Source organism: Oryzobacter telluris, from assembly GCF_043099285.1.
Taxonomy (GTDB): Bacteria; Actinomycetota; Actinomycetes; order Actinomycetales; family Dermatophilaceae; genus Oryzobacter; species Oryzobacter telluris.
This window is the reverse complement of record NZ_CP170723.1, coordinates 896,755-909,721: the sequence shown is the minus strand read 5'-3', so window position 1 is coordinate 909,721 and position 12,967 is coordinate 896,755. Positions and strand designations below refer to the sequence as shown.

The window sequence follows — 12,967 nt, the reverse complement described above, 5'->3', positions numbered from 1 at the left end:
GGGGGCTCGAGGCGGACGACCGCGTCGGGCTCACGGCTGGCTCCCACCGGGATCGTCGCCACCGGCAGGGTCCGAGAAGGCGTCGAGGTCCTGGGGGTCGTGGAGGTGGTGGCTCTCGGGGGCGGCATCCCACGGGTCGTCGAGGTGGGTGGGGCCCAGGTCGCCGCCCAGCACCCAGCCGGGCTCGGCCTCCAGGGGCTCGAGCTGCTCGGCCGTGGGCTCCGGCAGGAGCACCGCGAGCTCGTCGGCGCGCGCGGGGTCGGCGGAGACAGCGGCCGCGAGGACCGCGCTCCAGACGTGGGCGGGTGGACCCTCGGGCAGGAGGAGGGGCTCGACCTCATCGGGCTCGTTCACGGAGTCCATACTGCGACCTCGGTCGGCCGGTACATCACGGACGCCGTTCGCCAGCCGGGGCGGACGGTGTGCGCCACCAGGCCCGGCGCAGCCCCGGCGCTGGTCGCGGCGGACACCGGCTCGGTGGTGACGGCGGACTGGGTGTCCGGGTCGAAGGGCTCGCCGGGTTCGGCCACGACCTGCTGGACCCCGGCGCGCCGCAGGACCTGTTCGACGTGGATGCGCACCGCGTCGTGGGTCATCGCCAGGTCGTGCGCCCCGATGAGCCCGAGGACGAGGTCGCGCCCGGGGGCGGAGGTCGTGGTCGGGTCCGTCGGTGGGGTGGGCAGTCTCGCTGCCGCCGTGTCCGCGACGAGGGCTGTCGGTGGCGCGTCCGTGACACGGGCCGGCGGCGGCGCGACCGGGCCCGGTGCCGGCCAGGTCGCGGGCCGGCGCCGACCCGCGAGGTACCCGGCGACACCGGCCCCCGTCGTCGCCATCGCCCCGAGGACGATGACGACGACGAGCAGCCATGAGCCGGCGAGCCAGCCGACCACCGAGTCCATCAGGACAACCGACGAGCCAGGACGCCGCCGGCAGCGAGGATCGGGACGATGGCGATCGACGGGTGCTCACGCAGCCAGGAGACCAGACCGTCCGTGGTCGTGGGGGGCTCCACCCCTGGACCTGTGACACCCGGGAGGACGGCGCCGAACGGCGATGCCGGCTCGGTGGAGACTTCGGCATCCGCCGACGCACCGAAGGCGTCGGCCGAGTCCGTCGCGACCGTCTCGGTGTCGACGGGAGCGTCGAGGGCGGTGACGACCTCGTCGGTTGCGGCGTCCGGCGCATCGACGATGACCGCCTGCCGGCCAGAGTCCTCCCACATCGCGTTGAGGTCGGCGAGCGACATCGTGTACACGTCGCCGGTGGGGCTTCCCGGGTCGGAGATGATGGCGACGCCGTTGACGGGGTCGATGCCGGTGAGGACCACCGCGTGGTCCGCGGCGTCGTCGACCTCGTCACCCTCGGCGTACCACATCTCACCCGAGTCCACGGCGAGCATGACCGGGCGCCCCTCGTCGAGGTAGTTCTCGAGGTCGAGGATGGTCAAGCCCTCCTCGACGTGGGCGTCGATACCGACGTCCATGAGGAGGGTGGCCGCTCCCTCGGCGGTCATGCTGGGGGACCCGTCCGGGCCCACCGTGAAGAGGTGGAGCTCGTTGGCCCGCTCGACGAAGAACGACTCGTCGGCCAGCTCGGTCCCGGTGTAGGCCGCCACCATCTGGGTCACGCTGGCCGGAACGCAGAACCCGTTGGCAGCCTGCTCGAACCAGTGCTCGGAAGCGCCGGCCGGGTCGCCGATCAGCTGACCGTCCACCACCGACCAGTCCCCCTCGGCGGCCGGGACCGCCGGATCCGCCGCCGCGGGGCTGTCCGGTGCCGTGGCACCGACCGCCGCGAAGTTCAGGTCGAGGTACTCCAGGGCCTCCGGGAACTGGGCGAGGAGCTGGTCGCGGCTCAGGGGCACCTCCGTGTCGGGGACGCCGTCGCCGTCGGTGTCGACCTGGGCGATGTACCCCCCCGACCCGTCCTCGCTCACGAGGAAGTCGGGGACCTCGGCGCCGGTCGTGCTCACCGCGAACACGTCGGCCTCGCCGTCGCCGGTGGTGTCGAAGGTACCGGTCCACATGCCTTCGGCGTGGGTGACGAGGAACCCCTCGACGATGCCGTCTACGTCCGCGTCGACCGGGATGACCTGGCCCTCGCCCGGGATGGCGACGCCGTCAGCGGCCTGGGGATCGGCCGGCGGCTCGACGTCCGGGGCGAGGTACGGGAGGGTCTCGGCATCGACGTCGGGCTGCATCGGGTTCTGGAACTCACTCATGGTGTGGTCCTGTCTGGCTCGGGCGGCGGCGTCGGTCGCCGATGTCATCCCGTTCGATGCCGAGCGTCAGGAGAATGTTCCCGGGCTCACCCGTTCGCGGTGGGAGCCAGTCGCTCGAGGAGGAGCTCGGCGTGGGCGCGCTGGTCCCGCACGGCGACGGCCCGAGCGTCGAGCCGGGTGAGCAGCGTGCGACGCTCGCGCTCCTCCGCGAGCCGGGCCGCCTTGGCCGCATCGAGGAGGCGCCGCACCTCTGCCGCGCGACGCTCCAGGGTCCGCTCGGCCTCGACGATCAGCTCGGGGCGCAGCTCTCTGGTGATCGCGTCGAGCGTGGCCGGCAGGTCCCGGCGCAGGACGGCGAAGGAGTCGGCGACACCGGCCGCGAGCTGCTGACGCCCCTCGCGCGAGCGGCGGGACGCGATGTTGACGGCGACCCATCCAGCCGCGAGGAGCGGTCCGAACGGACCGCCCAGACCGAGCACGGTGCCGAGGTGTGAGCCCATGAAGGCGAACGAGGCCATGGACGGGTCGAACGCCGAGGTCTTCGCAGCCGCCCGGGGGGCCGCCAGCGCACCGAGCTCGACCGCGCCCGCGAGGCTCGCTCCCGAGTGCACCCCCGGGACGAGCTCGGAGAGACCACGCCGCACGGGCTCGACCGCCGCCCCGGGCCGGCCCACCACGACCTCACCCGACTCCGACACGGTCACGGACCCCACCTGCGACGGCTCCGGCGACTCGAGGTCGAGACCCTTGAACGCGTCCTCGACGGCGACGCCCACACCGACGACGAACCGTGCCCGAACGTCCTCGACCACCGCACGAAGCCGCGCCCGAAGACTCTCGGTGAAGACGTCCGCGTCCCGGTTCCGGACCAGCTGTGCCTGCGCGCCGAGCTCGGCGGCGGCGGCGTCGGTCAGGGTGTTGAGGAGGGCGAGTGCGTCGGCACGGGCCCGCGCCAGGTCACGTTCGACGTAGACGCGCAGGTAGTTGCGCCGGTCGCGGAGCTCCTCGAGCCGGCGCTGCTCGACCTCGAGGTCGGCAACCGCCTCGCGCGGCTCCTCGATCGCCTCTCGCTCGCGGTCGACGACTCCGCCGGCGCTCTCGAGGGCCGTGACCGCGATGCGCAGCGCCTTGGCGACGGCAACCCGTCGCTGACCGCGGGTGACCACGGCGAGGGCCGCCGCGAGCTCAGGGACCCCAGAGGCGCGCTCGAGGACGGCAGCGGTGTCCGGGTCCTGGCTCCACGCGGCCTCGGCGAGGACGGCGGCAACCGGCATGATGGGCGCGTCCGCGAAGCGTGGGGCGTGCTCGGCGAGGAGTCGTCTGTTCTCCTCGAGGACGGTCTTCCAGCCGTCGGTGCGGTCGACCTTGGTCAACGCGAAGACGACGTACTCGGCACTCACGGAGACCTCTCGGAGGAAGTCGAGCTCCGGACGGGTCAGCACCTGTCCGCCGTCGCTGACGAACAGCAAGGCCCCTGATCTCTCGGCCGTCGCCCGGGCGCGGGCGGCGTGCTCACCGACCAGCCCTCCGACACCCGGCGTGTCGAAGAGCGCCGCTCCGGGAAGCCACCTCGGGGTGACCGCGATCTGGGCCATGATCGGGCGGGGCCCGGCCGGGGGGACGCCCTGAGAGCCTCGGGGGTCCCCGTTCCCCTCCTCCCGGCGCCCCGCGTCGCCCGGGACCCGGAGCGCGTCGACGGCATCCGCGGCGGACACCATCCGAACGGACCCGTCGTCATGGAAGAGGCGCCCCTCGCCCTCGGCGAGCTCATCCGTGGGAGCGCTGATCCCGATCTCCCCGCTCGTCACGACGTCGACGCCCGTCGGCGACACCGAACGACCGACGAGGGCGTTGACGAGCGTCGACTTGCCGCGTTTGACCTCGCCCACGACCGCGACGACGACGGGACGCTCCGCCCAGCCGCGCCAGCTCTCCACCAGCGCAGCGGCATCGACCTGACCGAGCTCGCGCAGCCGTCGGGCGAGCGGGCCGAGCGCGGCAGCCGCCTCGTTGACCCGCAACGCGTCGGCGCGGGCCTCTGCCGAACCGACGGCACCCGCAGCGGTCCGCCCCTGCCTCTCAGTCATCGCGGCAGCCACCTCCGTCGTGCGTGCGGACGGCCCGATGCCGTGGCGCCGCGTCCGCCCACTGTCCCAGAACCAGGACCACCACGGAACGAGTTCGACGAGGCCGCGACCGACCGGGAACATCGGGCCGCATCGCGGCATCCAACGAGCGATGGCCCACCAGGAGCCCACGACCGAGAGGACGCCGTCATGGACACGGACCCCGCTCCCGAACCCGCCCTCGCCGCGGAGCAGTACGTCGACACCAACGCCGACGGCCTCTACGACACGGCCGTCGCGGCCAACCCCGACGGGTCGACGACGACCTTCGTCGACCTCGACACCAACGGCGTGTACGAGACCGCCGTCATCCAGCGCGTGGACGGCTCGGTCGCGGCCGTCACCCAGGACCGCGACCAGAACGGCATCCTCGACGTCGCCTACCTCGACCAGACCCACAACGGGGTCCTCGACACGACGATGGCCGACACCACGGGGGACAACGTCATGGACGTGGTCTCGTCCGACCTCAACGAGAACGGGGCGGTGGACGCCCTCGAGTCCACCGGCTTCGTCCTCGGCGAGGTCGAGCCGTCGACAGGCTTCCGGCTCGATCACGTGGACGTGGGCCCGGCCACGAACCCCGACCCGTTCTACACGCTCATGCTCACGCTCGCCGCGGAGACCGGTCAGGCCGTCTTCCCACCCGACGACTCAGACCACGACGGGTGGCCGGACAACCAGGACAACGCCCCGGGCGACTCCTGGCGGCACTGACCACTTCACGACCCCCTTCTCGGAAAGGACCCCCCATGCACGACGTCGACCCCATCCCAGAGGCCGAGGACCCCGCCCTGGGCGTCGCGGCCTCGCCCGGGCAGTACTGGGACACCAACGCCGACGGCTACGTCGACACCATCACCGTGCAGGACGCCTCCGGCTCGGTCGACGTCTTCACCGACGCGGACGAGGACGGAGTCTTCGAAGGCGCGGCGGTCGTCCGCGCGGACGGCACCGTGGCCGCCGCGTTCCGGGACTCCGACGAGAACGGCGCGTACGACGTCGGCGCGGTGGACCAGACCGGCAACGGCGTCCTCGACACCAGCGTCATCGACGCCGACAGGGACGGTGTCCTCGACACGGTCGTCGCGACCGACCTCGACGAGAACGGCGTCGCCGACGCCGCCGGCCTCCCGGTCCTCGACACCGTGGTGGGCCCGGCGACCAACCCTGACCCCGTGTACAACCTCATCGTCAGCATGGCGCAGGAGACCGGCCGTGCGGTCTTCCCCGCCTCCGACCGCGACCTCGACGGGGTCTCGGACGACCAGGACCGCCACCCGAGCGACCCCACACAGCCCTGACCGGGCGGACGCTCTGCACCGAACGACGTTCCCGCGATCGCGCGGTACGTCACGATGTCCGGCGAACCGGCCCGCGACCGCGGCCCCGGCTCGCCGCCCCAGCACGGAGGAGGACGGAGTGCCTGACGACGACTTCTGGCTGCCGGTCGGCGCAGCCGCCGGCCTGTGGGCGGCCCCCGCCGCCGGCCCGACGTACCTCGAGGTGGCCCGCGCGGCGACGTCCCCTGACGCGCCCCTCCCGGACGACGGGCCGCCTGACGAGGGTGGACTGCTCTGGGCGCCCGGCGCGCTGGCGGGCGTGCTCTCCCACCACACGTCGCCCTTGGACACGCCTCAGGATCCGCTGGTCGCCCTGGTCCGGACGATCGGTCAGGTCCGTGCGGGAGCCGTCGACCGGTCGTCCTTGGTCGAGGCGTACGAGGGGCTGCGCTCGCTCACCATGGTGACCCGCAGGGACATCGCGCTCGCCACCCAGGCAGAGGACGCCCCGGACTCCACGGACGCCGCCCGCGCCTACACCGAGGCCGCGGCGACGCTGGCCGCATGGCTCGTCTGTCGTGGCACCCATCGCGGCCCGGTGAAGGCCGGCCTCGCGATCGCGTCGATGATCACCTGGCCCCCGCTCGCCGAACGCGCCGCGGTCCTCGGCCGGCTCAACGAGCTGTCCCACGAGGCAAGTGTCGTGCTCCTCCACCAGGCCGAGCCGGACGAGCGCGGCCTCCTCGCCCTCGCCCAGTGGCACACCGGGTGGGGCCGGGTCCACGCGGTCGAGGCACTGTGCCGCCTCACCTCGCGCTCCCCCGACGTCGACGACTGGCTCGTGTCGACGGGATGGTCGAACACCGTCTCCGACGGGTACACGGCGCCGGTCGTCGCCGGAACGGTCGACGTCGCGTCTCGGGTCGTCCTCATCGGGCCTGACGGGCTGCCCGACGAGGAACGCCTCGCGGCGACGCGCCGGCTCCTGCGCGCGCTCCTGGACGAGCACTCGCCCGGTGCGCACCTCGCCGACATCCCCGGCGCAGTCGGCATCATCGACCAGTGGTTCCTCGGGATCTCGATGCTGCCGGCGTCCGGGCTGAGGATCGAGGACCTCGAGCTCGCCGAGGAGATCCTCGGGGCCCTCGAGGATGACGTCGCCGACATCATCGAGGAGTTCGGGGCTCCCCAGGCAGCGCGAATCGCCTCGCGATGTCGCACCCTGCTCCTGCAGGAGGCGTCCCGCGACGCTGTCCTCGGCGCCCTCCAGGACGTCGCCGGACCCTTCGTCGTGGGTGCGTCACGGCTGGCCCCGAGGCACGGGATCGACCCGGTCCCCGCACTGCGCGACCGGGTGCGCCACGCCCCCGACGACACCGCGGCGTGGTTCGCCCTCACGAACCACCCCCGTCGCGGTGACGACCTGGAGCTCGTCGACTTCGCGCTCGGGCTCCTCGGGCCTGACTACACGTCGCAGACCGCGACGTTCCCCGTCGGCCCGGGCCGGCGCGTCCACATGGCGTTGCAGTTCCTGTGGCAGGGCCCGGGCAGGGACCCCTGGGTGGGGCTGCGCATCGTCGAGGCGCTGCTCCGGTCGCCGGCGACCGATGCCCGCGAGCGCGGCGCAGCCTGGCTGGACCGGCTGCCCGCGGAGGTGCTCGCCACGAAGGTGGACGTCCTGGCACGGATCGCTCGGGAGGAGGTGGAGCCCGCCACCCGCGCGGTCCTGGTCGACGTTCTGGCAACGCTCCCCGGTGAGGGTGAACCGGCAGATCCCGTCAGGTCTGCCGACGTCCTGTGCTGGGCAGGACCCCGGATGGGGTTCACGTCGCTCGCCGCGCGCTCGGGTGTGCTGACCCTCGCCCAGGACCGGCTCACCTTCACTGCTGACGACGCTCGACACTCCCGCGACCTTCCCCTTGCGCAGGTCACCCGTTGGCGTGCGGGCGCAAGGGGCAACCTTGTCGTGTCGTACCGCGCTGAAGGAGGTCGTGACCGCTCGCTGACCTTCGGACTGCACACGGGAATGCCGGATGTCGACGGATGGGTGTCGGCGCTCGCCCTGGCTCACGGCGGAGGGGTCTGATGACCACTCCCTGGACGCTCGCGATCGACTTCGGCACGACGAACACGTCCGCCACCTACACGGTCGACGGCGGGACACCCCAGCGGGTACGGCTCTCCTCGAACAGCGACTCGATGCCATCCGCCGTCCTGGTCGACACCTCCGGCATCCGCGTCGGCGACTCGGCCCTGCACGCCCGGCGGGTGCGGCCCCAGGCGTTCGTCGAGGCGCCCAAGGCGCTGCTGGGTCAGGGTGTGACGCACGTCGCCGGAGAGGACCACGAGGTCTCGTTCCTCGTCGGACGCGTCCTGGCGTACGCCGCCCGTGCCGCCGGTCGGGCGGCAGGCTCAGAGAACCCTGACCGCGTCGTGCTCACTCATCCGCAGGACTGGGCGAGCCGCCGCCGCGAGGCGCTCGTCGACGCATGGCGGGCCTGTGGGGTGGAGGCCGGCCGCGTGGAGCTCGTCAGTGAACCGGTCGCTGCCGCGAGCTGGCTCGTGTCGCGGCCTCACGTTCGGCTCGCAGAGGGGGCCCGGGTCGCTGTCGTCGACTACGGCGGCGGCACGTGTGACGTGTCGGTGCTCCGCTGGACCGGCGCATCCGATGAGCCGTGGGTCGAGCTCGGAAGTGCCGGCGCGCCCCACGTCGGTGGGATGGCCGTGGATCAGGCTCTGCTGTCGTGGGTCCGCGAGGCCCTTCACCGCCGCGACGCGGGGTCGGTCGAGGAGTCGCTCGCCGCGCCGGAGAACTTCGGCGCCCTCCGCACCCTTCTGGATGAGGTGCGTCAGGCCAAGGAGGTGCTGAGCGAGTCCGACCAGGCTGACATCCCGGTCGCGGTCGGGACGCAGTCGACGTGGGTGTCGATCACCGCGGAGGAGTTCGAGCGGGTCATCGCCGGAGAGATCGCCAAGGTCCGTGCCCTCACCGAGCGAGCGCTCACCTCTGCCGGGGTCAGCGGACGCGACCTCGACACCCTCTTCCTCACCGGCGGGTCATCGCTGATGCGGCCCGTTCACACCGCGATGTCCGAGATCCTCGGGCAGCGACCGGCCACCCTCGACGACCCCAAGATGGTCGTCGCCCTCGGGGCGGCGATCGCCCCGACGACCGAGGTGCCGGTGCCCCTCCCGAACCAGCCCGAGCCCGGGCCCGAGATGGAATCAACCGCGCCGGAGGCGCCGCCCGCGGCCGATCCAGAGCCCGAGCCGAGCGGGGAGCCCGATTCGCACGGGATCCCTGAGGCCCCGCCCGAGGCCGAGACCGAGGAGCACCCCTCGGCCTCGGACGAGCCACCCCCCGTGGCCGAGCCCGAACCCACCCCAGCGGCCGCCGCCGAGCCGACGCCTGGGGTCGAGCCGGAACCGGCACGGGTTGACCCTGCGGCCCCTCGTTCCCGACGAGCCATCGTCATCGCTCTCGCCGCGGTCGCGGCGGTCGCCGTCATCGTCGTCGTCGTCCTCGTGAGCGTGCTCACCCGTCAACTCCCTCCGCCGACCGGCCTGAGCGCGGACACGTCGTCATCCCCCGGCGAGGTCCGGCTCCACTGGAACCCCGTCGACGGTGCAGACCGCTACCGCGTATGCATGCCTACCACCTGCCTGTGGGTCGACGACACCGAGATCACTCTCACCCCGGAGACCATCGAGGACAGGACCTACCGCGTCGCCTCCGCGACGGCCGACGACACCGAGCCGGACTCGGGTGACGACGACCGCTGGGCGACGGTGTCAGCGACCGCAGAGCCGGTCCCGACCACCTCGCAGGGAGAACAGCTGGTGGCACGGTTCGGCGACGACTTCGTGGACACGAAGACCTGCCACGACCCGGATCGCATCGTCGCGGGCGTCGTCCGCTTCCGGGCCGAGCGGGACGAGAACGGCATCGTGGCGGCGCAGTGCACCTCCACGACGGATGCCGACACCACCGTCACCGTCCTCCAGTTCGCCGCCGACGACGCGCTGACGGCTGCCCTCGCAGAGCAGGAGGCCGAGAATGACACCGGCTCCTCCACGTGCGAGGGCGGCAACGGCACGTGGAGCTTCACCGGCGAGGGGGAAGGGGAGCAGGGCCAGCTGCGATGCCTCGACCTCGGAGGTGGCGAAGCCGCAGTCGTCTGGACCTACGCGGCCGACAGGATCATGGTCATCGCGGAGGGCTTCGCGGCGAGGAGCGAGGCATTGGCCTGGTGGGAGGCACAGGCCCTCCGCATCGACTGACAGGCGCGCAGAGGTGTCACCCCTGCCAGAACTCGAGGTGACGTCGATGCAGCCAGTCGTCGACCCAGGCCCGGTCCGGCTCCGGCGGCAGGCCCGGGCTGTCGCCGAGTGCCTCCACGGCAGCCTCCGCGTCCCGCACGGCGAGGAGGACGTCCTCGAGCGGGACCTCCCCGCGGCGGACTGCCAGGAGCCGCGACCGGTGCGGCTCGGGGACGGGCAGGGTGATCCGGCCCGTCGTGAGGAACTCGACTCCCTGGACACCCAGCCGGAGCGCGTGCATCGCGTACTTCGTGTCGTATCCGTGCAGGGCGACGAGCTCGGGACGATTCGTGTGCGCGCCGGACTCGCCGGTCATCGCATCGCGCTGCGAGCGGAGGTAGCCGAGGAACCGCTGCGCCGCGAGCCGGGAGGCGAAGCGGTGCGCGTTGTCGACGAGCTCGGCCCCTGCCCCGTTGCGGTACATGACCTCCTCGTCAGGCACGAACAGCGGAAGGAGAACGGTCGGGTTGCCGGCGAGCGCGAGGCGCGCCCACTTGCGGGCCGCGTAGATGACGACATCGAGGTCCCCTGCGCCCGACCGTGTGCCCAGCCCGCTCGGGCGGTCCCATGCAGTGTGGCGCTGGTACTGCTCGAAGGCGATCCGCGGCCTCCCCTCGCCTGTGCCGCTGGGCACGGTGGCGATGCCGGTGACGAATCGGGCCGGCTCGAGGCAGATGCCGAGCTCGTCGCGGTCGTCCTGGCCGGCGATGCCGGTGCCGTGGAGCCCGGACCCGACCTGAACCCTCAGCACCATGCCGTGCTCGGCGACCTCGCGGGCCTCCTCCGAGGCGTGCGGGTGCTCGTACCCCGCCGGAAGGTCACGAGGACCATCGATCATCCGGGCCGGCGGGCCCTGTGCGAAGGGTGTGTCGCTCACGGGCGGACCCTAGCGCGGCGGGTCCACCCGTGAGCCAACCCTGGGAACATCGGTGCGCCATCGACCCTCCAAGGGGGGAGACGTGACGCACGACCTGGGAGGACACATGCGCATGAAGGACGCCATCGTCGTCGCGATGGTGCTCGGCCGAGAACTCCGTGACGCGGCGGACAACGAGGTCGCTGGGATTGAGGCATCCATCGGAGCGATCCGTGGCCACATGCTTCACGCCCACTCTGCCGACTTCGATGTCGAGTCCTTCGACACGGCCGTCGAGCGCGGCCGCCGCGGCGACTTGGGCTGGTGAGCAGGGGCAGACGCCAGACCTGGCAACCCTGAGACAGTGCAGGCCCGCAGGCGATGCCGACCCGACCGTGACACCCCGTGGCTCCGCGAGGCCCAGTGGTCGGAGATCCACGGGCCCGAGTAGCGGTGGAGGTGGATCCCCGCCGCTCCTTGCGATCCGGTCCGTTCTCCTCGGCCTCAGCCAGACGAGGCGTCGCCGCCCTGGAGGTCGGCCGGCGTCGCTTCGTGATGGGCACGTCCGTGGGTCAGCGGCGGCCTCTCGGGAGTCTTCATCTCCGTCACGACCGTCCCGGCCGCGGGCAACATCGCCCTGGGGCTCGCGTTCGGCGCCGGCGCGGAGGTCTGGGGAAGCACCCTGCAGCTGGCGCTGAACCTGTCCGGGATGGCCTTGGCCGGCTGGGCCACCCTCGCCCTTCAGCACCTGGTGTGGGGCCGCGTGTCAGCCAAGCGCGCAGCGGTCCTTCGCCGGGTGCGGGCCAGACGTCCCGCCGGACCGCGAGGCTAAGTCGGCGCTAAGTCCGAGCCGGTGTCCTTGCACCATGGACACGACCACAGACACCACGACGGGCCGCCGCGTCGTGGGCGAGTTCCTCAACAAGGTCCCCGCGATCACGGCGACGTTCTGGCTCATCAAGATCCTCTCCACGACCATCGGCGAGACCTTCGCCGACTTCCTCGCCGTCCAGGTCGGGCTCGGAACGGCGGTCACCGACGGCGCGATGCTCGCCGTCCTCGCCGTCACGCTCTTCGCCCAGCTGCGCACCCGCCGGTACACGCCGTGGCTGTACTGGCTGACCGTCGTGCTCGTGAGCATCGTCGGCACCCAGATCACCGACTTCTTCACCGACCAGCTCGGCGTGAGCCTGTACCTGAGCACCGCGGTGTTCGCCGTGGTCCTCGCCGTCGTCTTCACCGTGTGGTGGTTCCAGGAGCGCACCCTGGCCATCACCGCGATCGACACCCCGCGCCGGGAGCGGTGGTACTGGGCCGCCATCCTCGTGACGTTCGCCCTGGGCACCGCCGGAGGCGACCTCGCCACCGAGGCGCTCTCCCTCGGCTTCCGCAACGGCGTGGCCATCTTCGGCGGGCTCATCCTGCTCGTCTGGCTCGCCCGGCGACTGGGGGTGGGTGCGGTTCCCGCGTTCTGGGTGGCGTACGTGCTGACCCGTCCGCTCGGCGCCTCCCTCGGCGACCTGCTGACCCAGGGCCGCTCCTACGGAGGCATCGGGCTGGGAGCCAGCGTGACCAGCCTGCTGTTCCTCACCGTCATCGTCGTGCTCGTGGCGCGGGAGCAGGCCCTCGTCCTGCGTCACGGCGTGCGCGTCAAGGGCGACCGCCCCGCGGTCCACCCCGGGCGCGACCTCGCGTGGGCCGGTGGTGGCGCGGTCGCCGTCGTCGCCGCCGCGCTCCTGATGGCGCCCGGCGCCGCCACCGCGGTCGCGGGTCCGGTCCTCGTCCAGCCCGCGCAGTCCTCGGGATCGTCGTCGGGCACGTCCGCCGCGGCATCGGACGCGACCTCCCCCCTGGGCGACCTGCGCCCGTTCGCCGCGATCACCGACGACGTCGCCGCCCGCGTGAAGAAGGGTGACCTCAAGGGGGCACGGGCACGGGTCAAGGACCTCGAGGTCGCCTGGGACGACGCCGAGGCAGCCATCAAGCCGGCCTCCCCGTCGGGCTGGCACACCATGGACTCGGCCATCGACGAGACCCTCACCGCGCTGCGCGCCAACCCCCAGTCGCCCGCGGACTGCACGCGCGCCCTGACCGCGCTGCAGGGCGTCATCGTCACACTGGACGCGAAGAGCTGACCGCCAGCGTGACCGACCCAGCGAAA

At 72.5% G+C, this 12,967-nt stretch carries 11 protein-coding genes and 1 pseudogene; 7 read left to right on the top strand and 5 right to left on the bottom strand.

The features are described 5' to 3' along the window. Positions 1-30: 30 nt before the first annotated feature. The 4 genes from ACFLFB_RS04060 to ACFLFB_RS04045 form a co-directional block, all read right to left on the bottom strand. A complete protein-coding gene (locus ACFLFB_RS04060; RefSeq protein WP_392544428.1) occupies positions 31-354 on the bottom strand; it encodes a hypothetical protein in 324 nt (107 codons plus the stop codon). After that, positions 351-899 carry a nucleotide exchange factor GrpE gene (grpE, locus tag ACFLFB_RS04055; protein WP_392544427.1) on the bottom strand — a complete coding sequence of 183 codons (549 nt, stop codon included), beginning with the start codon at positions 897-899 and terminating at the stop codon, positions 351-353. The genes ACFLFB_RS04060 and grpE overlap by 4 nt, the downstream gene beginning before the upstream one ends. Next, the gene (locus tag ACFLFB_RS04050) at positions 899-2,221 is read right to left on the bottom strand and encodes a C39 family peptidase (protein WP_392544426.1); all 1,323 of its coding nucleotides are present in this window, start codon (positions 2,219-2,221) and stop codon (positions 899-901) included. The genes grpE and ACFLFB_RS04050 overlap by 1 nt, the downstream gene beginning before the upstream one ends. 86 nt (positions 2,222-2,307) lie before the next feature. Continuing rightward, on the bottom strand, positions 2,308-4,308 hold the full coding sequence (locus ACFLFB_RS04045) for a dynamin family protein (protein WP_392544425.1): 2,001 nt from the start codon (positions 4,306-4,308) through the stop codon (positions 2,308-2,310). 189 nt (positions 4,309-4,497) lie between these two features. On the opposite strand from ACFLFB_RS04045, the gene ACFLFB_RS04040 reads away from it, so the two are divergent. The 4 genes from ACFLFB_RS04040 (at position 4,498) to ACFLFB_RS04025 (ending at position 9,911) form a co-directional block, all read left to right on the top strand. Further along, positions 4,498-5,064 (top strand): hypothetical protein, encoded by a 567-nt coding sequence (locus tag ACFLFB_RS04040; RefSeq protein ID WP_392544424.1) that lies wholly within the window; start codon positions 4,498-4,500, stop codon positions 5,062-5,064. A gap of 35 nt (positions 5,065-5,099) precedes the next feature. Beyond that, on the top strand, positions 5,100-5,651 hold the full coding sequence (locus tag ACFLFB_RS04035; RefSeq protein ID WP_392544423.1) for a hypothetical protein: 552 nt from the start codon (positions 5,100-5,102) through the stop codon (positions 5,649-5,651). A gap of 118 nt (positions 5,652-5,769) precedes the next feature. After that, positions 5,770-7,716, top strand: coding sequence for a hypothetical protein (locus ACFLFB_RS04030; RefSeq protein ID WP_392544422.1), 1,947 nt, complete (start codon positions 5,770-5,772; stop codon positions 7,714-7,716). Then, entirely contained in the window at positions 7,716-9,911 is a 2,196-nt protein-coding gene (locus ACFLFB_RS04025; protein WP_392544421.1) for an Hsp70 family protein, read from the top strand. The genes ACFLFB_RS04030 and ACFLFB_RS04025 overlap by 1 nt, the downstream gene beginning before the upstream one ends. 16 nt (positions 9,912-9,927) lie before the next feature. Here the strand turns inward: ACFLFB_RS04025 and ACFLFB_RS04020 are convergent, their stop codons facing one another. Beyond that, positions 9,928-10,827, bottom strand: a complete 900-nt coding sequence (locus tag ACFLFB_RS04020; protein WP_392544420.1) for a DNA polymerase beta superfamily protein — start codon at positions 10,825-10,827, stop codon at positions 9,928-9,930. Between the two features lie 112 nt (positions 10,828-10,939). On the opposite strand from ACFLFB_RS04020, the gene ACFLFB_RS04015 reads away from it, so the two are divergent. The 3 genes and pseudogenes from ACFLFB_RS04015 to ACFLFB_RS04005 all read left to right on the top strand — a co-directional run bounded on the left by ACFLFB_RS04015 (position 10,940) and on the right by ACFLFB_RS04005 (position 12,941). Further along, the gene (locus ACFLFB_RS04015; protein ID WP_392544419.1) at positions 10,940-11,134 is read left to right on the top strand and encodes a hypothetical protein; all 195 of its coding nucleotides are present in this window, start codon (positions 10,940-10,942) and stop codon (positions 11,132-11,134) included. 258 nt (positions 11,135-11,392) lie between these two features. Continuing rightward, a pseudogene (locus ACFLFB_RS04010) lies at positions 11,393-11,638 on the top strand (DUF389 domain-containing protein); the annotation flags it as partial. Positions 11,639-11,672: 34 nt separating this feature from the next. Beyond that, positions 11,673-12,941 carry a hypothetical protein gene (locus tag ACFLFB_RS04005; protein WP_392544418.1) on the top strand — a complete coding sequence of 423 codons (1,269 nt, stop codon included), beginning with the start codon at positions 11,673-11,675 and terminating at the stop codon, positions 12,939-12,941. The last annotated feature ends 26 nt before the right edge of the window (positions 12,942-12,967 follow it).

What these genes read in the sequence shown, in the direction of transcription:
- ACFLFB_RS04015 (WP_392544419.1), top strand. Translation starts at nt 10,940, where the DNA reads ATGAAGGACGCCATCGTCGTCGCGATGGTGCTCGGCCGAGAACTCCGT.
- ACFLFB_RS04045 (WP_392544425.1), bottom strand. Translation starts at nt 4,308, where the DNA reads ATGACTGAGAGGCAGGGGCGGACCGCTGCGGGTGCCGTCGGTTCGGCA.
- ACFLFB_RS04050 (WP_392544426.1), bottom strand. Translation starts at nt 2,221, where the DNA reads ATGAGTGAGTTCCAGAACCCGATGCAGCCCGACGTCGATGCCGAGACC.
- ACFLFB_RS04035 (WP_392544423.1), top strand. Translation starts at nt 5,100, where the DNA reads ATGCACGACGTCGACCCCATCCCAGAGGCCGAGGACCCCGCCCTGGGC.
- ACFLFB_RS04005 (WP_392544418.1), top strand. Translation starts at nt 11,673, where the DNA reads ATGGACACGACCACAGACACCACGACGGGCCGCCGCGTCGTGGGCGAG.
- ACFLFB_RS04025 (WP_392544421.1), top strand. Translation starts at nt 7,716, where the DNA reads ATGACCACTCCCTGGACGCTCGCGATCGACTTCGGCACGACGAACACG.
- ACFLFB_RS04040 (WP_392544424.1), top strand. Translation starts at nt 4,498, where the DNA reads ATGGACACGGACCCCGCTCCCGAACCCGCCCTCGCCGCGGAGCAGTAC.
- grpE (WP_392544427.1), bottom strand. Translation starts at nt 899, where the DNA reads ATGGACTCGGTGGTCGGCTGGCTCGCCGGCTCATGGCTGCTCGTCGTC.